Here is a 20,737-nt window from a genome sequence, read left to right as displayed (position 1 = left end):
TACACGTCCTGAAGCGACACGACGACCAGGCGACTCTTGGATAAGCGAACCATATTGGTTATTAGATCAGTTGAAATCCTACTTTGCAATTCTAGCGTTAAGGTCTGCTTTGGGTGGGAAGCGGACATTGCGGCAGGGACCAAACGCGTCGATGGTTCCGGCATGGAAGCGCAGTTCACAATAGACCCGCAAACGGGCAACTTGGGTGTTGGTGATGTTCGGTTGCGGCCACTGCAATCGAAGTTAGAAGTCGAACCGCAAGTTGCCCAGTTGGTCAAAGGCTCACGAGACCACGGGAACGGCTTTGAGTGGCTCTACCTCACGGGGCTGATTTTTGGCGGACAACCCGCGTCCGTGGGCCTCTGCTTTCACCTTGGGCGGCTCGAACAAGCGTCTTGGAGCGTCCAGCTTCCTGACGCGCCAATGGACGGAGGCTGGCCCACGCGAGAAGCCATCGACAGGGAAGTTGCCTTCGTTCGCGATGCCTTGGCGCGCGATGGCCTAAACGCGAAGCTTGATTGGGGCGAGGTGTGGAGCAGCTTCGACCCTAAGGGTTTCATGGCCAGCAACGGATTGCGCTACCGCACTTCCTAACGTCCGCAAGGGGTCGAAGGCGGACCTACACGTCGTCTCCATCTCCGGGGTATTAGCGAAGGCTAAACCAGCTGGCTCTAGTGTCTTTGCTCGATGCACGCCGAGGAGCAAACATGAGCGTTCGCCGACCTTCATCTTGGCGCCGCGCCCTTACCATCTCGGCCTACGCCGCGCTTACGTTCGGCTGCAGCATTTTCTCGAACGCAGCGAAGGTCAATTATCGTGTGACTGTCGCCATCGATGGCCCCGAAGGCAAAGCAAGCGGCTCGGGTGTGTGGTCGTGGCGCCTGGAAAAACCTACGGCGGCCCTGGCAACCCCGTATAGCGGCAAGTTCCAAGGCGAGGCGATCCCGATCGAGTTGCCAGGCGGCCGGGTGGTTTATGCGATCCTGCGCGGGAGGAGCGGTAGTCACGACATGGCGTCGATGATGCCGGAACATCTCTTCGGCGACATCGGTCGCTCGTTCAGGGGCGAGGAACTGCTCCACGGCGGCGACCGCATTGCCGACCTTCGCGACATTGCCGGGCGGCTCGGTGAACGGGCGGAGGTGCCGTGTGACAGGCATCCGTCCTGGTGCCCGATGCTGGTGGAATTTGCCGAACCCGGCAGGGCTGAAAGCGTGCGTCGGTTCGATCCTGCTCCGGGTCGCAGAATTGCGGTGAGCGTCGAGATCACCGATGACGACGTGACCCGAGGAATACTCACCCGCCTGCCGTGGCTTCCGAATTATTACGACAGGATGTTCGATGGATCGCGGAGTAGCGCGCTGGGTAAGCCTCTCTCCAACCACCTGTCGCAAGCGGAGTTCAGCAGGGGTCTGAAGTAGTGAGGCGCGCCGTGGACCCGCATCGAAGGAAGGGCCCGTCTGGGTCGGCAGGAAGCCTTACGGTGCCTCGCCATGTGGGCCGGATGATAAGTGTCGCCCTGACGAGCCTGTCGATCGCGGCTTGCGGCATGTTGACGGGTTCGCGCACCGTCGCCTTTCGCATCGACGTCTATGCCGGGGAAAAAGTCCTGGGCTCATCGGTAATGAGCGTAACGGCTCGCGAAACCCCCTCGCTCTTGGAATCTGCTGCCCAACTGTCGATCCGCCTGAAGGGTGAGGCACTCGCGCTCGATGAGAACGGACGCAGGGGACTTCTCTTTATGACCTTGAAGCCGGGAGGACCTGTATCGTCCGCTCTGCTGGCCGGACCTGCCGTGTTCGCAATGGCTGATTGTGTAGGTTGCGGCGGTCACCAGCAATTCTGGAACGCGATGGGTGACGTCAAGAGCGCATGGCGAGATCCGTCGGGAGATATTCCTCGCAAGGATTGGCCGCTCATCGTCCGTTTTCGCGACAGCAGCGATCCCGCCTCCGTGTCAATCGTCGATCCGGCGGCGCTGTCGATTACGGCGGTTCGCGTCACCCGCACCAAGCTCCCAGTCTCTGATGGACTGCGGGATTTTCTGCCTTGGCTGACCGATCAAGGGTTCCGGCTGGTATCCATTACCGGAGTGAAATACGCCGCAGACATCACCCCTGCCCAAGAACTTGTGCACACGGACTTCAGGCAGGGGTTCAAGGATTAGACCGCTCTGCCGGCGGGCACATCGTTCAGCCAATGTCCGCAATGGGTCGATAGCCGACTTTGCGTGAATGCGACGCGCAGCCTTGTCCTTCGTGCCCGTAACGGCGGCGTCAGAGCCCCGCCGTGAGGTCGAGCGCGCAAATATTTATCGTACGTTAAGCATCTGTCTCCGCCGACGCTCCGTACCTTCTCTGATGGCCGTCGCTGTGGCGTTCCAGAAGGAGAATGGGATGCGTACGAATTTCAGGAAACACCTGGGCGTCATTGGCGCGGTCATCGCCATGATCGGCGCCACGCCGGCTTGCGCTGCGGTATATGATTTCAATTTTTCCGGGACCGGGCTGTTCTTCGGTGAACCGCTGATTGGAACCGGCACCCTGACAACCAGCGACGTGTCACAGGTCAGTTCGCTGAACGGCTACACCTATCAGACGATCACCGGCATCACCGGCACCTTCAACGGATCGCAGATCACCGGCCTCGCCAATGTCACGGGGTCCAATAATCTCTTCTATCTTACCGGGCCCTTTTTCGTGGACGGTAACGGCCTTGGCTTCAGCACGGCGGCGGGTTCGTCGGTCAACCTGTTCGTCACCAACGGCACGCAATATCGGGTCAACGCCGGCGGCCTGAGTACGGGGTTCGTGACCGCACGTGCTTCGCCCGCAATGGCGGCTGTTCCAGAGCCGGCGACCTGGGCGTTGATGCTGTTGGGCTTTGGCGCGATCGGCGTGTCGATGCGGCGCCGGAAGACTGGCCTACTGCAGGCTGCCTGAGGCAAATCCTTGAGTTTCGAAGGGGGCGCGATCTGACAGGGTTGCGCCCTTTTTCGCATTGACGATCAGTCGGTCGCGGGATGCGGAATGGCTGACATGCGCCGACGTCCTTACATCGGCACGCTCGCCTTCCACCCCCTCCTTACCAGTATCAGGCGCCAGTAAAGCCAGGCGCAGCCGATCTGGACCGCGGTGGCGATCAGCGCAGGGCGGCCTTCCTCCAGATCGAGCCAGGTAGCCCAGAGGATGAGGGTGAGCGCTGCCAGCGTCACCAGCGGCGGCAGCGGGAACAGGGGCATCCGGTAGGTGTCCCCGCCAGTCAGTCCGCGGCGGCGGCCGACAAGCGCTGCGGCGGCGATGCCGGCGTAGATGACGATCAGCCCTGCGCCACTCACCACCAGCAGGAACGACAGGGGCAGGAAGCAGCAGGCGATCATCACCGCGCCGACCAGCAGGGTTCCCAGCCACGGCGAGGCCCAGCGCGGGTGGAGGGCGCTCAGCCACTCGTCGAGCGGCAGGTTCCAGCTGCGGTCGCGGGCGGTGCCGTAGAGGAAGCGGGCGCAGGCGAGGATGGTGGCGATCACCGCGTTGACGATCGCCAGCACGATCCCGCCGCCGACGAGCGCGGCGAGCGTCGATCCGCCGCGCGCCGCCACGAACGCCCCGAACGGATCGTCGGCGGACAGGAAGGCGATGAGGTCGGGCGCGCTGAGCAGGGCGGCGACGAGCGGCAGCCCGATGCTGAGGATGGTGAGGCCGGACGAGATGAGGATCGCCCGGCCCATCTGGCGCGGCGCTTCGTGCAGTTCCTCGCCGAAGTAGATGGCGCAGCCGGGACCGTTCAGGGCGAAGATGGCGATCGATGCCGCGGTGCCGAAGCCGGCCAGCGTGAGCGGGGCGAGCGTTCCGCCGTCGGCCACCATCGGAGCGGCAAGGAGAGCGAGCGGATGGACCGGCTCGAACAGACCGAGCGCCGCGACAAGGGCGAGAGCGGCAAGCTCGACCGCAAGGAAAATGCCGGTGATCAGCGCGTTCAGCCGAATGTTGAGCACCGCGATCAGCGTCGCCAGCGCCAGGACGGCGATTGCGACCGGGACCGCCGGCAGGGCGGGAATGAAGGTCGCCATCACCTCGGCCACCCCGAGCGCGAGGACGGGGGCGATCAGCACGTTGCTGACGAGGTTGATCGCAAGCATGACGAAGGCAGGCCCCTGCCCCAGCGTCTGCCCGACGAACACATATTCCCCGCCCGCGACCGGCCAGGCCGAAGCGAGCTCGGCATAGACGTAGGCGGTGGCGATCGACACGACCGCCGCGAGGGCGAGCGCCCATACCGCGCCGGTGCCTGCCTCGTGGAGGATGCCCGGCGCGATCACGAACAGCGACGAGGCCGGGGTGGTGATCGACAGGGTCAGGAAGAGGATGCCCCACAAGCCGAGGCTTCGGGGAAGGGTTGTGGGCGCGATCACGGCTGCAGGAAGGAAGAAGCGCGACCCCGGGTCAAGCCCGGGGTGGCGGTATCGTCAGGCCTCAGGCCTTGGGCGCTTCGCCCACCACCTTGATCGACAGTTCCTTGAGTTGCTTGGCCGTGACGAAGGCGGGGGCGTTCATCATCAGGTCCTCGGCCTTCTGGTTCATCGGGAAGACCACGACCTCGCGGATGTTGGGTTCGCCCGCCAGCAGCATGACGATGCGGTCGATGCCGGGGGCCGAGCCGCCGTGCGGAGGCGCGCCGTACTTGAAGGCGTTGATCATGCCCGAGAAGTTGGTGTCGACCTGCTCCTGCGTGTAGCCGGCGATCTCGAACGCCTTGTACATGATGTCCGGGCGGTGGTTCCGGATCGCGCCAGAGCTGAGCTCCACGCCGTTGCAGACGATGTCATACTGCCAGGCGAGGATGTCGAGCGGGTCCTTGGTTTCGAGCGCTTCGAGCTCGCCCTGCGGCATCGAGAAGGGGTTGTGGCTGAAGTCGACCTTCTTCGCGTCCTCGTTATATTCGAACATCGGGAAATCGACGATCCAGCAGAATTCGAAGCGGTTCTCGTCGATGAGGCCGAGGCTGGTGCCGACGCGGGTGCGGGCGGCGCCGGCAAGCTTGGCGGCTTCGGCTTCCTTGTTCGAGGCCGCGAAGAACAGGCCGTCGTCGGGGCCGAGGCCGAGCTCGGCGGCGAGCTTGTCCATGCCTTCGGTGCCGTGATTCTTGGCGATCGGGCCGCCCCATTCGCCGCCCTTGCGGGTCGCATAGCCGAGGCCGGCGAAGCCTTCGCCGCGGGCCCAGTCGTTCATTTCGTCGAAGAACTTGCGGCTCTTGTCGGCGGTGTTCGGGGCCGGGATGGCGCGGACGAAGCCGCCCTTGTCGACGATGGAAGCGAACAGGCCGAAGCCCGAGCCGGTGAAGTGGCTGCCGACGTCGCTGATGAGGATCGGGTTGCGCAGGTCCGGCTTGTCCGAGCCGTACTTCAGCAGCGCTTCCTTGTAGGGGATGCGGGGGAAAGCGCCTTCGGTGACCTGGCGGCCGTTGGCGAATTCGCGGAAGACGCCGGCGAGCACGGGCTCGATCGCGTTGAAGACGTCGTCCTGCGTGACGAAGCTCATTTCAAAGTCGAGCTGGTAGAATTCGCCGGGCGAGCGGTCGGCGCGGGCGTCTTCGTCGCGGAAGCAGGGCGCGATCTGGAAATAGCGGTCGAAGCCCGCGACCATCAGCAGCTGCTTGAACATCTGCGGCGCCTGCGGGAGCGCGTAGAACTTGCCCGGGTGAACGCGGCTCGGGACCAGATAATCGCGCGCGCCCTCAGGGCTCGACGCGGTCAGGATCGGGGTCTGAAATTCGGTGAAGCCCTGATCGACCATGCGGCGGCGGATCGACGCAATGACGTTCGAGCGCAGCATGATGTTGGCGTGGAGCCGGTCGCGGCGGAGGTCGAGATAGCGATAGCGGAGGCGGATTTCCTCCGGATATTCCTGCTCGCCGGCGACGGGCATCGGCAGTTCGGCGGCGTTCGACTGGACCGTGACGCCGCGGGCGTAGACCTCGATCTCGCCGGTCGGCAGGTTGGCGTTGGTGGTACCTTCCGCGCGCGCCTTGACGCTGCCGTCGATGGTGACGACGCTTTCAACCCGCAGCTTCTCGAGGACGGCGAGTGCCGGGCTGTCGACATCGACCACGACCTGGGTCAGGCCATAATGGTCGCGAAGGTCGACGAACAGGACGCCGCCATGATCGCGCTTGCGGTGGATCCAGCCCGAAATACGGACGTCGCTGCCGACGTCGGTGCCGCGGAGCTGGCCGCAATGGTGGGTGCGATAGGCGTGCATGGTGGGTGTCCGGGTTGGTCGTCGCGACGGTGAATGGATGGCGCGGCGCTTTCCCCACCCCTCCCCTTTTGTCAACTTGGGGGATGCCCGCTACAGGCCGGACAAGATGAAGATTCACCCGCTTATCACCGACAGTGACGCGCTTGCCGCGCTGATCGCTCGCCTCGCCACGCACGACTTCGTCGCCGTCGACACCGAGTTCATGCGCGAGAACACCTATTGGCCCGAACTGTGCCTGATCCAGATCGCCTCGCCCGAGGAAGCGGCGGCAATCGATCCGATGGCCGACGGGATCGACCTCACGCCCTTGTGGGACCTGCTGGTCGACAATGAAGACGTGCTGAAGGTCTTTCACGCCGGCGGGCAGGACCTCGAGATCGTCTACAACGTGACGGGCAAGACGCCGCAGCCGCTGTTCGACACGCAGATCGCGGCGATGGCGCTGGGGTATGGTGAGCAGGTCGGCTATTCGAACCTGATCGAGAGCATGCTCGGCCACGCGCTCGACAAGGGTGCGCGGTTCACCGACTGGAGCCGGCGGCCGCTCGACAAGCGGCAGATCGATTATGCGATCGGCGACGTGACGCACCTGGCGACCATCTTCCCACGGATGGTGAGCAAGCTGCGCAAGACCGGTCGCGGGCTGTGGCTTGATGAGGAGATGGAGCGGCTGGCCGATCCGTCGAGCTTCGCCTTCGATCCCGAGGATGCGTGGAAGCGGTTGAAGCTGCCGAGCCGCAACCCGCAGGTGCTCGGCCGGCTGAAGGTGCTGGCGGCGTGGCGCGAGAAGGAAGCGCGCGGCAAGAACCTTCCGCGTGGGCGCATCGTCAAGGATGACACGCTGGCCGATATCGCCGGGCACCCGCCCAAGACGCAGGACGATCTCGCCAAGGTGCGCGGGCTGTCGGCGGGGTGGCGGAACAACGACATCGGCGCGCGGATGATGGCGGCGCTGGAAAATGCCCAGCCGCTGTCGCCCGACGAACTGCCCGAACGGGGTCCGAGCCGGCCGGGACTGACCAAGGACGGCGCGCTGGTCGCGGACCTCCTCAAACTGCTGCTCAAGATCAAGGCCAAGGAAACGGGCGTCGCGGCCAAGCTGATCGCGCGCTCTGACGAGCTGGAAGCGCTGGCGGCAGGGGTGCGACGGGACCTTGCGATCCTGTCGGGCTGGCGGTTCGACGAATTCGGACGCGACGCGTTGGACCTGGTCGAAGGGCGGCTGGCGTTCGCGACCCGCGGCGGCAAGCTCAAGATGACCCGCACGACAGAGGAGCAGGAAGCGTGAAGCAGGTGATCTTGGCAGGCCTGGTGCTGCCGCTGCTGGCCGCTTGCGCGACGGTGCAGCAGGAGGAGCCGGTGGCCAACCCAGGCGATAGCGGAGGCATGTGCAGCAACGATGCGCTGCAGCAGTTCGTTGGCCAGCCGGCGACGGCGGACCTCGGCGCTGCGATCCAGCGCGTGTCCGGGGCGAAGACCCTGCAGTGGGTGGCCGCGGGTTCGATGGTCACGATGGATTACCGCGAGGACCGGGTGCGCGTGTACCTAGACACTGCGAACAAGGTGCAGCGCCTCAGCTGCGGCTAGGCCAGGCTAGCTAGGCCAATTCCAGCCTGGCGGTCAGCCCCATCAGGCCGGCAAGCTGCTTGTGCCGGCGCGCGACGATGTCGCTGTAGAGGCCCTGATCCTTGCGGGCGAGGCGCAGGACGACCGCGCCGCCCTCCACTTCGATGCGCGAGCGGGCGAGCAGCTTCTCGGTCCCGCCCGACAAGCGCTGGGCAAGCCGGATCGCGGCGCCCCACTGGCCGGCGTGGTCGAGGACTCGCTGGTCAACAAGCTGCGCCAGGCTTTCGTTGAAGGGGCCGTCGCCGCCAAAGGCCGCCCACAGGGTCCGGCCGATGATGGTCCGGCCTTCCGCGTCGATCCCGACCCAGTTGCCGTGGACGCCCATGTCGACCGCCCACAGCGCGCGAAAGTCGGGATGCGCTTCCCAGGCGACGTCTGCCAGCAGGCAGGACGCGAGCCGGAGGCGCTCCGCCGCCGCATCGTCGTCGGGGAACAGCGGTGCGATCCACTGATCGAGTTCGGCGCCATGATCCCCGAAGCGGCCGAGCTTTTCGCCCGCTTCAAGCGTCGCAGCCAATAAAGGGTCCTCGGCCCGGCGCTCCTCTGCCAGATGATCGTAGAGCAGGCCTTCGCGCAGGCCATAGGCGCTGGCGACCGCGCGGGCGGGTTCGAGCACGCGGAACAGCGCGTCGAGCACGGCAGCTGCCGGGCGGGCGGTCTGGGCGCGGGTGGTCGACAGGCCGAAGCGCTGTTTGAGCTGCTCGGGTGAGATCTTGCGGATGAGATCGCGCAGTTCGCGTGCGCGTTCGGCATCGATCGAATGGCCGTGGACAACATGCAGCGGCGAGCCGGCTTCCTGCTGGTCGAGCTGGGCGAAGGCGCGGAACGACCCGCCGACGAGGTACAGCGTGCGCTCAGCGCCGGCGGCGAGGATCGCAGGCGGGATCGCCTTGCGCAAAGTCGCGGCAAGCTGCTTGGCGCTGGCTTCCGAGCCCACGCGCAACACGCCGAGCGGAAGCGAGATGCCGGGCCCGGCCTTTCCGTTCGCGACCGGGGTCAGTTCAAGACTGCCGCCGCCAAGGTCGGCGACCACGCCGCGGGCGTGCGGAATAGCGGAGATGACGCCGAGCGCCGCGAGCCTGGCCTCTTCCTCGCCGGTGATCACCCGCGGCTCGATCCCGGCGGCGCGGGCGCGGGCGAGGAAATCGTCACCATTGTCGGCCTCGCGGACGGCCGCGGTGGCGACCACGTCGAGGCGTTTGAGCTTCATTTCGCGGGCAAGCAGGCGGAAGCGGGCAAGCGCTTCGATCGCCTCGTCCATTGCCTTGTCGGACAGCCGGCCGGTCGCCGACAGCTCACGCCCGAGCCCGGCCGAGACCTTCTCGTTGAAAAGGGTCGAGGGCACTCGTTCGGAGCCTGCGTAAGCGACGAAGCGGATCGAGTTGGAGCCGATGTCGATAATTCCGACCGGGCCAAAGGGGCGTTTTGCCATCTTATATTATCCGCCCTGTTCCAGTTTGAGCTTGGGGACCTTCTTGCCCTCGAGTGACTGGCCGCGGCCCGACAGCGAGGGATTGGTCATGAAGTAGGTGTGGAGGTTGAACGGCTTCTTGCTGTCGTGGACCCGGTCGTAACGGCCGGTCAGGCCTTCGAGCACCCAGCTTTGCTGATTGTCGATGAGGTTGGCGACCATCACCTGGTCGAGCACCTGCGCGTGGACGGTGGTGTTTTCGAGCGGGACGGCGACTTCCACCCGGCGGTCGAGGTTGCGCGGCATCCAGTCGGCCGAAGAGATCAGCACCCGCGCCTTGGCGTGCGGCATCCGCGCCCCGTTGGCGAAGCACCAGATACGACTGTGTTCGAGGAAGCGGCCGACGATCGATTTCACGCGGATGTTGCTCGACAGTCCGGGAAGCCCAGGACGGAGGCAGCATATGCCGCGAATGATCAGCTCGATCTTCACGCCCGCTTCGCTCGCCTCGTAGAGCTTCTCGATAATCCGTGGATCGACGAGGCTGTTCATCTTGGCCCAGATGGCGGCGGGCTTGCCGCCCTTGGCGTTGGCGATTTCGGCGTCGATCCACTGCGTCAGCTTTTCGCGCAGGGTGACCGGGCTCATCACCAGCAGTTCGAGGCCCTTGGGCGGGACGTAGCCGGAGATGAAGTTGAACAGCTTGGCCGCGTCGCGCGCCGCACGCTTCGACGCGGTGAAGAAGCTGAGGTCGGTGTAGAACCGCGCGGTGGTCGGATGGTAGTTGCCGGTCCCGAAGTGGCAGTAGGTGCGGAACGATCCGCCCTCGCGCCGGACCACCATCGAGACCTTGGCGTGGGTCTTCCACTGGGTGAAGCCGTAGACGACCTGGACCCCGGCGCGTTCGAGCCGGCTGGCCCAGAGGATATTCTGTTCCTCGTCGAACCGCGCCTTGAGTTCGACCACAGCGGTGACCGATTTGCCCGCTTCCGCGGCGGCGACCAGCGCGTCGATGATCGCGGACTGCTTGCCCGCGCGGTAGAGCGTCTGCTTGATCGCGACGACATCGGGATCGCTTGCGGCCTGGCGGAGGAAGGCGACCACCACGTCGAAACTCTCGTACGGGTGGTGGACGACGAAATCCTTGTCGCGGATGGCCGCGAAGCAGTCGCCGCCATGCTCCTTCACCCGTTCGGGAAAGCGCGGGGTGTAGGGGGCGAAGCGAAGCGCCGGATGGCCCTCGACGTCGACCAGTTGCTGAAGGTCGGCGATGCCGATGAAGCCCGAGCTTTCGGCGATCAGGGCATGTTCGGCGCCGACCCCTTCGCGGACCAGGTTTTCGAGGTTTTCCGGCGTGCCGTGGGAAAATTCGAGGCGGATGACACGGCCGCGGCGGCGCTGCTTGATCGCCGAACGGAAGGTGCGGACGAGGTCCTCGGCATCCTCCTCGATCTCGATGTCGGTGTCGCGAAGGACGCGAAAGGCGCCGGCCGCGATCAGTTCGAAGCCCGGAAACAGCACGTCGAGGTGGGCGGCGATGCCCGCGTCGATCGAGACGAAGCGGCTTTTCTTGCCCGGCAGCGGGAGGAAGCGTGGGACCGAGGCCGGGATCATCAGCACTTCGTTGACCGGCTCCTTGTCCGCGCTGTCGACCATCGCGAAGACGAGCGCGAAGCCGAGGTTGGGGACGAACGGGAACGGGTGCGAGGGATCGACCGCCTGCGGGGTCAGGACCGGGAGGATCTGCTCGGACAGGAAGGTCCGCAGCCACTTCTTCTCGTCGGCGTGAAGCGCGTCGGGCGCGACCACCTCGACCCCGGACAGGGCGAGGAGCGCGGTCGGTTCAAGCCAGGTGCGCTGCTGTTCGGCGATCAGGGCGTCGGCTTCGGCGCTGATCTTTTCGAGCTGCTGGGTCGGGGTCTGCCCGTCGTAGCTGCGCTCCTCGACGCCTTCGAGCTGCTGTTCCTTGAGGCCGGCGACGCGGACCGAGAAGAATTCGTCGAGGTTGGAGCCGCTGATCGACAGGAAGCGGAGGCGTTCGAGCAGCGGGTGGGCGGGGTTGGCGGCTTCTTCCAGCACGCGGCGGTTGAACGCCAGCCACGAGGCTTCGCGGTTGAAGTAGCGGCTCTCGCCTTCCGGCAAGGCGCTGACCTTGATGTCGGCCGGCGCGTTCATTCTTCCTGCCCTCCCTCGATCAGTCCGCCAGCGACCAGCGCGCGGCGGACCGTGGGCACCGTCAGGCGGGCACTGGCCGCGATGGCGAAGCGGTCGATGGCATCCACCACCCGCTCCGCCGTCCAGTAATCGCGCGTGACGCGCTCGCAGGTGTAACGCAGCGCATCGTCGGGAAGATGCAGCCCGCGGTCGGCGAACAGGCGGCGGATCAGCGAGGCGAACAGCGCGTCGTCGGGTTGCTCGATCGCAATCACCGGCGTCACCGCAAGCCGGGTGCGAAGGTCGGGCAGGCTCACCTGCCAGTGCGGCGGGGCGCGGTCGGCAATCATCACCACCGGCCGTCCGGTTTCCTGCGCCTGGTTCCAGGCGTGAAACAGCGCTTCCTCGTCATGACTGTCGGCCGGATCGAACAACCGGCCACCGACCCGGGCCACGAAATTGCGTGCCAACAGCGACCGGCCCGAGCGGCGCGGGCCGGTGAGGATGGTCGCCTTGACCGGCCAGCTCGACCAGCGGCGGAAATGCTCGAACGCCGCTTCGTTGGCGGAGCTGACGATGAACCGGCTTTCATCGCTCCCCTGCGGCCAGTCGAGCGGGAGCGCGATCTGGTCGGGCGCGCGCATCTCAGGCACCGGGCCGCCTGGTGGTCACGGGGACCAGAGGTTCGGCCGGGGCGCGCTGCTGCGGCGGCGCGGGGCGGGCCGGCTGGGGTTGCGGCTGAGGCGATGCCGGGGCGGCCGGCTGAGCGGGCGGCGGCGCGGCAGGCTGCGGCTGGGCGGGCGGCGCGTAGCCGGTGATGGTGAACACGCCACTTGCGCTGCTGGTCTGCCAGCCGCGCGAATTGAGGGCCGATGCGAGCTGGCCCTGCGACCCCTTGAAGCGGACCACGAGGACCTGGCTGCCGATTTCCTGGACCGAGGCGACCCCCGGGATCGAGCGGAGCCAGCCGACCGGCGAATAAGGCGAGGTGACGGATATCTGGATCACCTGCTCGGTCGGGGCCTGCGGCGCTTCCTCCTCGACCAATTCCTCGACCGGCGGCGGGGGCGGCAGCAGGCTCGGATCGGGGCGCAGGCCCCCGCTCGCCAGCCAACTGGTGTAGAGCGCGTCCATCTGCCGCACGCCTTCGGCCATCATCCGCGGCAGGTCGGCGCTGCTGTCGGCGCGCAGGGTGAAGCTGCCGAGCAGTTGGCGGTCGGGGCCGAAACTTCCGGTGAAGGTCGCGACCGACGGACCGCCGGGATAGAGACGCCGCACCTGCGCGGTCGCCACCAGCACGTCGGACGCGCCATAGAAATCGACGAGGTTGCGCCACATTGCCCGGCCCGGCCGGCGGACCTGTGCGGCAGTGGCGATCAACGGGTCGATCCCCTGCCCAGAGATACGAACATAATCGATCGCGCTGTTGGCGGTGCGATATTCGGCCCAGGCGCGCTGCCACGGATTGCGCAGTTCAACCGTCGTGGCGGTGCCGCCGCTGACCATCACCGGGATCAGCAGCATCGGTGCCGACCGCCGCACCGGCCCCGACGCGCCGAGCAGCGCGGCCGAGCGGGAGCGGTCGAACAGAATCTGGAGACTCGCCATGTAGCGGCCGGGCGCAATGCGCTCCTCCTCGATCTCGATCGAGCTGACGATCCCGTCGAGCGTCGAATCGGGGAGCTTGGGCGCCTCGCTTTCGGGGGCGCGGTGCATCTGCGCCCACAATTTGGCGAAGCCCTGCCGCTGCGCCATGCGCCAGCCGGCAAGGCGCGCGGTCTCCGCATCCTTGGCCGCGACATCGACCTTGATCCCGCCGATTTCGAGCGTGCTTGCACTGTCGATGGGCGGGATGCCGCGGTCGCCGCTCTCAAGCTGAGCGAAGACGGCGGTGCCGAGCCCGGCGCAGCCGAGCAGGGCGACAAACAATAATCGCAGAGGGAGGCGCGGCATACCGTCGCCCTCAAAGCAGCTTGGGGCTCGATTTCCAAGGCTCTTCTCGGCTAGGCGGGCGCCATGGGGCTTACTTACGAACAGGCAGGCGTCAGCATCGCCGCCGGCAACGCGCTCGTGAAGGCCATCGCGCCGCTCGCCAAGGCGACGCGCCGGCCGGGTGCGGATGCCGATCTCGGCGGCTTCGGCGGCTTCTTCGACCTGAAAGCCGCGGGCTTCGTTGATCCGCTGCTGGTCGCGGCCAATGACGGGGTCGGAACCAAGCTCAAGCTGGCGATCGACCTCGATCGGCACGAGGGCGTCGGCATCGATCTGGTCGCGATGTGCGTCAACGACCTTGTCGTGCAGGGCGCCGAGCCCCTGTTCTTCCTCGACTATTTCGCGACCGGGAAGCTGGACAACGGGGTCGCCGAAGCAGTGGTCGCGTCGATCGCGCAAGGCTGCCTACAGGCCGGCTGCGCGCTGATCGGCGGCGAGACGGCGGAGATGCCGGGCATGTATGCGGCGGGTGATTATGACCTTGCAGGCTTCTGCGTCGGGGCGGTGGAGCGCGGGGAACAGCTGACCGGGGCCGCCATCCGTCCGGGCGACGTGCTGCTCGGCCTTGCCAGCAGCGGTGTCCATTCGAACGGCTTCAGCCTCGTCCGCCGCCTGATCGAGGTGAACGGGTGGAAGCTCGACCGCCCTGCCCGCTTCGCACCCGAGCGGCTGCTTGGCGACCTGCTGCTCGAGCCGACGCGAATCTATGTAAAGAGCCTGCTGCCCGAGATCCGGGCGGCACGCATCGCGGGGCTGGCGCACATTACCGGTGGCGGATTGCTCGAGAACATCCCGAGGGTCCTGCCCGACGGTTGCCATGCCGTGGTGCAGGCCGACGCCTGGGATTTGCCGCCCCTGTTCTCCTGGCTGCAGGCCGGGGGGTCGATCGAACCCGAGGAACTTGCCCGCACCTTCAACTGCGGGATCGGGATGGTCGTGGTGGTCCGGGAGGAGAATGCCGAGGCCGTCGCCGCCGCGCTTTCCGCCGCCGGCGAGACCGTGCACCGCATCGGTCATATCGAGGAAGGGCCCCGCGGCTGCACCGTGCGCGGGCCTAGTGAAAGCTGGAGCGCGAAGGGCGCCTGGAGCGCCACCCACAACCATGGGTGATGCCGCGGACACAAGGGTGTCGTTCGTGCTGAGCGAAGTCGAAGCACGCATGCACCAGCGCCCTTCGACTTCGCTCAGGGCGAACGAGGACCGGTGTTGAAGGCCCGCGTCGCGATCGTCATCTCGGGCGAGGGAAGCAACATGGCGGCGCTGCTTTATGCCAGCAGGCTGCCGGGTTCGGTGTTCGAGATCGTGCTGGTCGCCTCCAACAATCCGCAAGCGCCGGGGCTTGCACTGGCCGAGGCCGAAGGGGTCCCGACCTGGTCGCTCAGCCACAAGGGCGTCGCACGCGACGAGTTCGACGAGGCCTTGCACGAGGCACTCACCGCCGCTCGCCCCGATGCGGTCGCGCTGGCGGGCTACATGCGCCTCCTGACGCCGGCGTTCGTGGAGCGCTGGCAAGGGCGCCTGCTCAACATCCATCCCTCGCTGCTGCCCAACTATCGCGGCCTCGACACGCACCAGCGGGCACTCGACGCCGGCGACAGCCATGGCGGGTGCAGCGTCCACCTCGTCACCGAAGAGGTCGACGCTGGCGAGGTGCTGGGACAGCTGCCGGTCGCCATCCGCGCGGGCGACACCGCCGAAAGCCTTGCGCAGCGGGTGCGGCTTGCCGAGCACCAGCTGTATCCGGCCACGCTTGCCGCCTATGTCTCGCGCCACCAGGATGCGGGCTGGATCGAACGCCAGGTCGACGCCATTGCCGCCACCTTTCCCGAAGTGCTGCGCAAGACCAGCCACGGCTCTCCCGGCTGGGCGGTGGGCAGCGAGAAATCGGCCAAGCTGTTTGCCATTCTGGCCGATCGTCATCATGGCGAGGACGCGATCGGGTTGCTGGTCAAGGCGAGCGGCCCGGACGAGATGACCGGCCTGATCGAGGCGCGGCCCGAGACTTACTACTGGCCCAAATATTATGGTGCGAGCGGTTGGCTGGGGTTCAGGCTCAACCGGCCGGATACCGACTGGGACGAGGTGCGCGATTGGCTCGAGCGGAGTTGGCGCGCCTGTGCCCCGCCCCGGCTGACCAGGCTGATGCGGGCCGCGGACGAGTTCTGAGCCTTGTCGCCGCTTGTCATTGTCGCCTGGCTTGCCGCCGTGAACGCCCTCACCTTCCTGCGGTTCTGGCAGGACAAGGAACGCGCGGGGCGCGGCGAGTGGCGGGTGTCCGAAAGCGAGCTCCTGTCGCTCGCCTTCCTGGGCGGGTCACCGGCGGCCTTTGCCGCGCGCCAGCTGCTTCGCCACAAGACGCGCAAGCAGCCTTTTTCGACACAATTGTACCTGATCGCCCTGGTTCAGCTGGGCCTGCTTGGCTGGCTGGTGGCGGGGCCGCGCCTTACTTGATGGTGCCGAGCCGTTTGCCGCGGGTCAGTGCGCGCAGCACCTCGATCCGGGCCTTGAGCTCCGCCTGTTCGGCCGTGCTGAGACCGCCTGCCGCATAGCGCTCCTCGAGCATGGCGACTTCGCGGCTTTCGCGCCGCAGCTCCCTCGCCTGGCGGCGCGACAGCGAACCTTCCTCGCGGCCCTTGCGGACGTCGCGGCGGATGGTCCCGAGGTCGGCACTGGTCGCAGGATTGTAGGACGGCAGCGGCCGGGCCTGGACCGGGATCGTCCCGGCGAGCGGGCCCGACCCAATCATTGCCGCCAGCACCAGTCCGATCATCACGGGCCTCCCATCAGATAGGGCACAGAATGTCATTCCGGCCCTGAACCGATGATGAAGCGGTTAGCGGCTGGCCACCCGCGCGTTCTGGGCCGGTGCGACCCGCCAGACGGTGTTGGCCGCGTCGTCGGCGACCAGCAGCGCGCCGGTCCGGTCCTGCGCGACTCCGACCGGGCGGCCGAAGACGTTTTCCCCGTCGGTGAAGCCGGTCAGGAAGTCCTGCGGCTTGCCGCTTGGGCGGCCGTTGGCGAAGGGGACGAACACCACCTTGTAGCCATTGAACTGCGTGCGGTTCCAGCTGCCATGCTCGCCGACGAACGCGCCGCCGCGATATTGCGCGGGGAAGCTCGCCCCGGTGTAGAAGGTCAGCCCGAGTGCCGCGACGTGGGGGCCGAGCGCATAGTCGGGCGGCGTTGCCCTGGCGACGAGGTCGGGCCGTTGCGGCCGCACCCGCGGATCGACGTGCTGGCCGTAATAACTGTAGGGCCAGCCGTAGAAGCCGCCGTCTTTGACGCTCGTCATATAGTCGGGGACGAGGTTCTGGCCGATCTCGTCGCGTTCGTTGACGACGACCCAGAAGGTGTTGGTGCCAGGGTAGAAGGTCGGGCTGTTGGGATTGCGAAGACCCGTCGCGAAGACGCGCGAGCGCCCGCTCTGGCGATCGATCTCCCACACGGCGGCGCGGCCCTTTTCGGCCTCGAAGCCATTCTCGACGATGTTCGAATTGGACCCCACCGTCGCATAAAGCCGCTGTCCGTCGGGGCTGATGGTCAGGCTCTTGGTCCAGTGGTGGTCGATCGGGCCGCCGGGAAGTTCGGTCAGCACCGTCGGCTGCGCGTCGATCCGGGTCTGCCCGGGCGTGAAGGGATAGCGCAGCACCGATTCGTGGCTGGCGACGTAAAGATTGCCGTCGGCGTAAACGACCCCGAACGGCGAGGCGACATGGTCGATCAGGACCGACTTGCCTTCGATCACGCCGTCGCCATTGGTATCGCGCAGGAGCAGCAGGCGGTTGGACGGACCCTCGCCCGGCACGTCACCATGCGCACGGCCGAAGAAATAGCCCATGAAGAGGTCCTTGGGCCGGTTGATCCCTTCAAGCGCGGGACCCGTGCTTTCAACCACGATGATGTCGCCGTTGGGCAGCGGATAGAGGAAGCGCGGGTTCTTGAGGTTGGTCGCCAGCGCCTGCACCGCGAAGCCCGCGGGCGCGGTCGGCTTCTGCCCCTGCTTCCAGCCGAGCGGCGGCGCGATCTTCATCGGCGGGAAGAGATATTGCTGGATCGCCGGAAGCGTGGGGTTGGGACCCGTCTGGTCGACCGGATTGATCGCTTCGCCGGTGCCGCAGGCGGCAAGCGTTCCGGCCAGCAGGAAGGGGAGCGTCTGGCGCAGATTCATCGGCCGATCCTCACTGCGGGGTCGCGTTCCAGCCGCAACCCGACGAAACCGTTGATGGCGATCAGGATCACCGCGATTACCGACAGCGTGAGGCCGGTCGGTACCACCGAGGTCCAGCCGTCGCGCGCATGAACGAAGCTGTTGAACAGTTCGACAATGAAGATCGAGATGCTGATCACCCCGTGCGCGATGCCGAGCGTCTTGTTGCCGGGCGCCCCGCGGTGGCTGAAATGGCCGAGCAGCGCGACGAGGATCGACAGGCCGCAGAAAACCAGTCCCGCGACCAGCAGCCAGGCGGAGAAGTTCGCCCACTGGATGTTGGCGGAGCGCGAATAGGCGATGTCGGTCAGCAAGGCCCCGACGAAGCAGGTGGTCGCATAGGGCGACAACAGGACGTGCAAGGGGCGGCCGGCCGTGACGGCGGCGGAGCGGGGGCGGTCGGCGCCGCCGGAAAGAACCTGATCTGCCATGAAAGGCGCTACGCGTGGCAATCGGTGGCGGTTCCGTTACGCCCCTGTCATGTCCGCACGAAAAAGGCCCGCCGGAGATGCTCCGACGGGCCCAAAGATCGGAAGGAGCTTGTGGCTCAGCCGACGATTTCCTCAGGCTTGAAGAAATAGTCGATCTCGATCTTGGCGTTCTCGTCCGAATCCGAACCGTGGACCGAATTGGCTTCGATCGATTCGGCTAGTTCCTTGCGGATGGTGCCGGCGTCGGCGTTTTCGGGGTTGGTCGCGCCCATGATGTCGCGGTTGCGCTTCACGGCATCCTCGCCCTCGAGTACCTGGACCACGACCGGGCCCGAGATCATGAACGACACGAGGTCGTTGAAGAAGGGACGCTCGCGGTGCACGCCGTAGAAGCCCTCGGCCTGCTCCCTGGTCATGTGGATGCGCTTGGAAGCGACGACGCGAAGGCCGGCCTCTTCCAGCATCTTGGTGACCGCACCGGTGAGGTTGCGGCGGGTGGCATCGGGCTTGATGATCGAGAAGGTGCGCGTGACGGCCACGGGAATGCTCCGTTGATGAAAGTGGTGGGGTAAAGGATTGCGCGCGCCCCTAGCGGGAGGTCGGGAAAGTGGCAAGCGCCGGGCTGGTCCGCGGTCAGACCTTGCGGACCCAGCGCCCGTCCTCGCGCGCCCAGTAATTGCGCTCGACCCCCTCGCGACCCGACAGGAGTTTCCATGCCTGGCGCGCTTCACCGAGGCTGGCTTCGTCGAACAGATGGAAGGCGCGTTCGAAGGTGAGTGCGGCTTCGCGCCATTCGCCGTCCGCCATCAGCAGGTTGCGCGCGCCATTCGCTGGGTCGGGCGTGGTCGAGAGCAGGATGGGCTGGCGCGCATCCTCGCCCCCGCCCGCAATGCCATGAGCGAGGAAATCGGCCTCCCCCTGCTCCCACAGCATGCGGTCGAGCCGCGCGAGCGCGCCTTCGTCCGCCATGACCACCAGCAGCCGTTCGCCGCCCTCAAGCACCTTGCGGGCAAGGGTCGCCACGACCTCGTCGAGCGGGGTGCCAGCGAGTTGGTAGAAGTCGACCCTCATGCCGTCGTCATTGCGAGGAGCGAAGCGACGAAGCAATCCACCCGGCGCTGGATTGCTCCGCCACGCTCGCAATGACGAGCAGGGTTCACTCGGCGGTCAGTTCCACGAAGCGGTCGAGGAGGCGCACGCCAAAGCCCGTCGCGCCCTTGTCGAAGGTGCTGCCCGGCTTGTCGCTCCACACCGTGCCGGCGATGTCGAGATGGGCCCATTCGACGCCCTCCTCGACAAAGCGCTGGAGGAATTGCGCGGCGGTGATCGAGCCACCTTCGCGCGGACCGACATTCTTGATGTCGGCGATCGGGCTGTCGATCAGCCGGTCATAGGCATCGCCGAGCGGCATCCGCCACAGCTTCTCGCCGGTCTCGGTCCCGGCTGCGCTCAGTTCGCCCGCCAGCGTGTCGTTGTTGGAGAACAGGCCCGCATGTTCGTGGCCGAGCGCGACCAGCATCGCGCCGGTCAGCGTCGCAAGGTCGACCATCCGCCGCACGCCAAGTTCGCGCTGCGCGTAGGTCATGACATCGGCAAGGACGAGGCGGCCTTCGGCGTCGGTGTTGATGACCTCGATGGTTTGGCCATTCATGGAGGTGACGACGTCGCCCGGCCGGGTCGCGCTGCCCGACGGCATGTTCTCGACCAGCCCGCACAGGCCGATGACGTTGGCCTTGGCCTTGCGGCTGGCAAGCGCGAGCATGGCGCCGGCAACCGCGCCTGCGCCGCCCATGTCCCACTTCATCGCTTCCATGCCGGCGGCCGGCTTGATCGAAATGCCGCCAGTGTCGAAGGTGACCCCCTTGCCGATCAGTGCCAGCGGCTTGTCGGTCGGGTGGCCGCCGCCGTTCCAGCGCATCACCAGCAATCGCGGTTCGCGAACGGTGCCCTGGTTGACGCTAAGGAGCGAGCCCATGCCGAGCTTCTCCATCTCGGCCTGGCCCAGCGCCTCGATCTCGAGCCCGGTGCCCTCAGCATGCTTCCTGACCCGCTCGACGAAGGTCTCGGCATAAATGATGTTGGCCGGCTCGGTGACCAGTTCGCGGGTCAGCTTCACGCCGGCCAGCACACCTTCGTAGCGCTCGGTCCAGCGCTGCTCGGCCCCGCCCGGTGCCCCGACGATCACCAATTCCTCGACGGTCGGCTTTTGCTTTTCCTTGAGCTTGGTGCGGTAAAGGTCATAGCGCCACGCCCGCGACGCCGCGCCAAGCGCCAGCCGCGCCGCTGCTTCCGCGTCGAAGCGCGTTCCGGTGAGGTCGATCGCGACGGTCTTCTCGCCCGAGGTCAGCAGGCGGCCGACCATCGTCCCGCCGAGCCGTTCGGCCGCGGCGCCATCGCTGGCCGTGCCGGTACCGACCAGCAGAAGCCGGCGGACCTGCGCTTCGCCGTTGCCGCCGATCCAGCTTTCCGCGACCGCGCCGGCCTCACCTTCGAAGCGCTGGCCGCGCGCAGCAGCCTCGACGGCGGCGCGATGATCGCCGAGCGAGGCGAGGTTGTTTCGTTCAGCGCCGGCGACCGGGAGGACGAGGGCGTAGCTGCCGGAAGGAAGGGCGTCTGCGAAGCGGATCTGCATGGGGGAGGTACCTGCTGGCATGTTGGA

The 20,737-nt window shown here is 66.5% G+C and carries 20 protein-coding genes and 1 pseudogene; 9 read left to right on the top strand and 12 right to left on the bottom strand.

What is annotated here, in order from left to right:
* The first annotated feature begins 162 nt into the window (after positions 1-162).
* From ABD729_RS10260 to ABD729_RS13860, 4 genes and pseudogenes are all read left to right on the top strand, one after another.
* A complete protein-coding gene (locus ABD729_RS10260) occupies positions 163-594 on the top strand; it encodes a hypothetical protein (protein WP_344710148.1) in 432 nt (143 codons plus the stop codon).
* Between the two features lie 113 nt (positions 595-707).
* Entirely contained in the window at positions 708-1,421 is a 714-nt protein-coding gene (locus ABD729_RS10255; protein ID WP_344710147.1) for a hypothetical protein, read from the top strand.
* A 128-nt stretch (positions 1,422-1,549) separates the two neighbouring features.
* Positions 1,550-2,167, top strand: coding sequence for a hypothetical protein (locus tag ABD729_RS10250; RefSeq protein WP_344710146.1), 618 nt, complete (start codon positions 1,550-1,552; stop codon positions 2,165-2,167).
* 667 nt (positions 2,168-2,834) lie between these two features.
* A pseudogene (locus tag ABD729_RS13860) lies at positions 2,835-2,942 on the top strand (PEPxxWA-CTERM sorting domain-containing protein); the annotation flags it as partial.
* A gap of 110 nt (positions 2,943-3,052) precedes the next feature.
* On the opposite strand, the gene ABD729_RS10240 reads toward ABD729_RS13860, so the two are convergent.
* A complete protein-coding gene (locus ABD729_RS10240; RefSeq protein ID WP_344710144.1) occupies positions 3,053-4,411 on the bottom strand; it encodes an APC family permease in 1,359 nt (452 codons plus the stop codon).
* A 61-nt stretch (positions 4,412-4,472) separates the two neighbouring features.
* A complete protein-coding gene (gene aspS / locus ABD729_RS10235) occupies positions 4,473-6,257 on the bottom strand; it encodes an aspartate--tRNA ligase (protein ID WP_344710143.1) in 1,785 nt (594 codons plus the stop codon).
* Positions 6,258-6,363: 106 nt separating this feature from the next.
* Here aspS and rnd point away from each other — a divergent pair, with 106 nt between their 5' ends.
* Together rnd and ABD729_RS10225 are read left to right on the top strand one after the other, a co-directional pair.
* Positions 6,364-7,545 (top strand): ribonuclease D, encoded by a 1,182-nt coding sequence (rnd, locus tag ABD729_RS10230; protein WP_344710141.1) that lies wholly within the window; start codon positions 6,364-6,366, stop codon positions 7,543-7,545.
* Positions 7,542-7,844 carry an I78 family peptidase inhibitor gene (locus ABD729_RS10225; RefSeq protein WP_344710140.1) on the top strand — a complete coding sequence of 101 codons (303 nt, stop codon included), beginning with the start codon at positions 7,542-7,544 and terminating at the stop codon, positions 7,842-7,844. Before rnd ends, ABD729_RS10225 begins: the two co-directional genes overlap by 4 nt.
* Before the next feature lie 10 nt (positions 7,845-7,854).
* On the opposite strand, the gene ABD729_RS10220 is transcribed toward ABD729_RS10225, so the two are convergent.
* The 4 genes from ABD729_RS10220 to ABD729_RS10205 are packed head-to-tail and all read right to left on the bottom strand — an operon-like array spanning position 7,855 to position 13,401.
* Entirely contained in the window at positions 7,855-9,315 is a 1,461-nt protein-coding gene (locus tag ABD729_RS10220; protein WP_344710138.1) for a Ppx/GppA phosphatase family protein, read from the bottom strand.
* A gap of 6 nt (positions 9,316-9,321) precedes the next feature.
* A complete protein-coding gene (locus tag ABD729_RS10215) occupies positions 9,322-11,469 on the bottom strand; it encodes an RNA degradosome polyphosphate kinase (RefSeq protein ID WP_344710137.1) in 2,148 nt (715 codons plus the stop codon).
* Positions 11,466-12,092: an HdaA/DnaA family protein gene (locus ABD729_RS10210; protein ID WP_344711411.1), complete on the bottom strand. Its 627-nt coding sequence runs from the start codon at positions 12,090-12,092 to the stop codon at positions 11,466-11,468. The genes ABD729_RS10215 and ABD729_RS10210 overlap by 4 nt, the downstream gene beginning before the upstream one ends.
* Position 12,093: 1 nt before the next feature.
* On the bottom strand, positions 12,094-13,401 hold the full coding sequence (locus ABD729_RS10205) for a heavy-metal-associated domain-containing protein (RefSeq protein WP_344710136.1): 1,308 nt from the start codon (positions 13,399-13,401) through the stop codon (positions 12,094-12,096).
* Positions 13,402-13,464: 63 nt separating this feature from the next.
* Between ABD729_RS10205 and purM the strand changes: the two genes are divergently transcribed.
* From purM to ABD729_RS10190, 3 genes are all read left to right on the top strand, one after another.
* Positions 13,465-14,550 carry a phosphoribosylformylglycinamidine cyclo-ligase gene (gene purM, locus ABD729_RS10200; RefSeq protein WP_344710135.1) on the top strand — a complete coding sequence of 362 codons (1,086 nt, stop codon included), beginning with the start codon at positions 13,465-13,467 and terminating at the stop codon, positions 14,548-14,550.
* A 93-nt stretch (positions 14,551-14,643) separates the two neighbouring features.
* Positions 14,644-15,606 (top strand): phosphoribosylglycinamide formyltransferase, encoded by a 963-nt coding sequence (gene purN / locus ABD729_RS10195; RefSeq protein ID WP_344710134.1) that lies wholly within the window; start codon positions 14,644-14,646, stop codon positions 15,604-15,606.
* 39 nt (positions 15,607-15,645) lie between these two features.
* Positions 15,646-15,891 carry a DUF1294 domain-containing protein gene (locus tag ABD729_RS10190; RefSeq protein WP_344710133.1) on the top strand — a complete coding sequence of 82 codons (246 nt, stop codon included), beginning with the start codon at positions 15,646-15,648 and terminating at the stop codon, positions 15,889-15,891.
* On the opposite strand, the gene ABD729_RS10185 is transcribed toward ABD729_RS10190, so the two are convergent.
* The 6 genes from ABD729_RS10185 to ABD729_RS10160 all read right to left on the bottom strand — a co-directional run bounded on the left by ABD729_RS10185 (position 15,884) and on the right by ABD729_RS10160 (position 20,710).
* Positions 15,884-16,213 (bottom strand): hypothetical protein, encoded by a 330-nt coding sequence (locus ABD729_RS10185; RefSeq protein ID WP_344710132.1) that lies wholly within the window; start codon positions 16,211-16,213, stop codon positions 15,884-15,886. The two genes, ABD729_RS10190 and ABD729_RS10185, sit on opposite strands and share 8 nt — an antisense overlap.
* Before the next feature lie 60 nt (positions 16,214-16,273).
* On the bottom strand, positions 16,274-17,608 hold the full coding sequence (locus tag ABD729_RS10180; protein ID WP_344710131.1) for a PQQ-dependent sugar dehydrogenase: 1,335 nt from the start codon (positions 17,606-17,608) through the stop codon (positions 16,274-16,276).
* Positions 17,605-18,078 carry a DUF2231 domain-containing protein gene (locus tag ABD729_RS10175; protein ID WP_344710130.1) on the bottom strand — a complete coding sequence of 158 codons (474 nt, stop codon included), beginning with the start codon at positions 18,076-18,078 and terminating at the stop codon, positions 17,605-17,607. The genes ABD729_RS10180 and ABD729_RS10175 overlap by 4 nt, the downstream gene beginning before the upstream one ends.
* 116 nt (positions 18,079-18,194) lie before the next feature.
* A complete protein-coding gene (ndk, locus tag ABD729_RS10170) occupies positions 18,195-18,617 on the bottom strand; it encodes a nucleoside-diphosphate kinase (protein ID WP_338504757.1) in 423 nt (140 codons plus the stop codon).
* A 94-nt stretch (positions 18,618-18,711) separates the two neighbouring features.
* The gene (locus ABD729_RS10165; RefSeq protein WP_344710129.1) at positions 18,712-19,149 is read right to left on the bottom strand and encodes a DNA polymerase III subunit chi; all 438 of its coding nucleotides are present in this window, start codon (positions 19,147-19,149) and stop codon (positions 18,712-18,714) included.
* An 85-nt stretch (positions 19,150-19,234) separates the two neighbouring features.
* The gene (locus tag ABD729_RS10160; protein WP_344710128.1) at positions 19,235-20,710 is read right to left on the bottom strand and encodes a leucyl aminopeptidase; all 1,476 of its coding nucleotides are present in this window, start codon (positions 20,708-20,710) and stop codon (positions 19,235-19,237) included.
* Positions 20,711-20,737: the final 27 nt, after the last annotated feature.

This window comes from Sphingomonas humi, assembly GCF_039536725.1.
GTDB lineage: Bacteria > Pseudomonadota > Alphaproteobacteria > Sphingomonadales > Sphingomonadaceae > Sphingomicrobium > Sphingomicrobium humi.
The sequence above is the reverse complement of the archived record's forward strand: the minus strand, read 5'-3'. Positions and strand labels throughout refer to the sequence as shown.

What these genes read in the sequence shown, in the direction of transcription:
- ABD729_RS10260 (WP_344710148.1), top strand. Translation starts at nt 163, where the DNA reads ATGGAAGCGCAGTTCACAATAGACCCGCAAACGGGCAACTTGGGTGTT.
- ABD729_RS10255 (WP_344710147.1), top strand. Translation starts at nt 708, where the DNA reads ATGAGCGTTCGCCGACCTTCATCTTGGCGCCGCGCCCTTACCATCTCG.
- ABD729_RS10250 (WP_344710146.1), top strand. Translation starts at nt 1,550, where the DNA reads ATGTTGACGGGTTCGCGCACCGTCGCCTTTCGCATCGACGTCTATGCC.
- aspS (WP_344710143.1), bottom strand. Translation starts at nt 6,257, where the DNA reads ATGCACGCCTATCGCACCCACCATTGCGGCCAGCTCCGCGGCACCGAC.
- rnd (WP_344710141.1), top strand. Translation starts at nt 6,364, where the DNA reads ATGAAGATTCACCCGCTTATCACCGACAGTGACGCGCTTGCCGCGCTG.
- ABD729_RS10220 (WP_344710138.1), bottom strand. Translation starts at nt 9,315, where the DNA reads ATGGCAAAACGCCCCTTTGGCCCGGTCGGAATTATCGACATCGGCTCC.
- ABD729_RS10215 (WP_344710137.1), bottom strand. Translation starts at nt 11,469, where the DNA reads ATGAACGCGCCGGCCGACATCAAGGTCAGCGCCTTGCCGGAAGGCGAG.
- ABD729_RS10210 (WP_344711411.1), bottom strand. Translation starts at nt 12,092, where the DNA reads ATGCGCGCGCCCGACCAGATCGCGCTCCCGCTCGACTGGCCGCAGGGG.
- ABD729_RS10205 (WP_344710136.1), bottom strand. Translation starts at nt 13,401, where the DNA reads ATGCCGCGCCTCCCTCTGCGATTATTGTTTGTCGCCCTGCTCGGCTGC.
- purM (WP_344710135.1), top strand. Translation starts at nt 13,465, where the DNA reads ATGGGGCTTACTTACGAACAGGCAGGCGTCAGCATCGCCGCCGGCAAC.
- ABD729_RS10180 (WP_344710131.1), bottom strand. Translation starts at nt 17,608, where the DNA reads ATGAATCTGCGCCAGACGCTCCCCTTCCTGCTGGCCGGAACGCTTGCC.
- ABD729_RS10175 (WP_344710130.1), bottom strand. Translation starts at nt 18,078, where the DNA reads ATGGCAGATCAGGTTCTTTCCGGCGGCGCCGACCGCCCCCGCTCCGCC.
- ABD729_RS10165 (WP_344710129.1), bottom strand. Translation starts at nt 19,149, where the DNA reads ATGAGGGTCGACTTCTACCAACTCGCTGGCACCCCGCTCGACGAGGTC.
- ABD729_RS10160 (WP_344710128.1), bottom strand. Translation starts at nt 20,710, where the DNA reads ATGCAGATCCGCTTCGCAGACGCCCTTCCTTCCGGCAGCTACGCCCTC.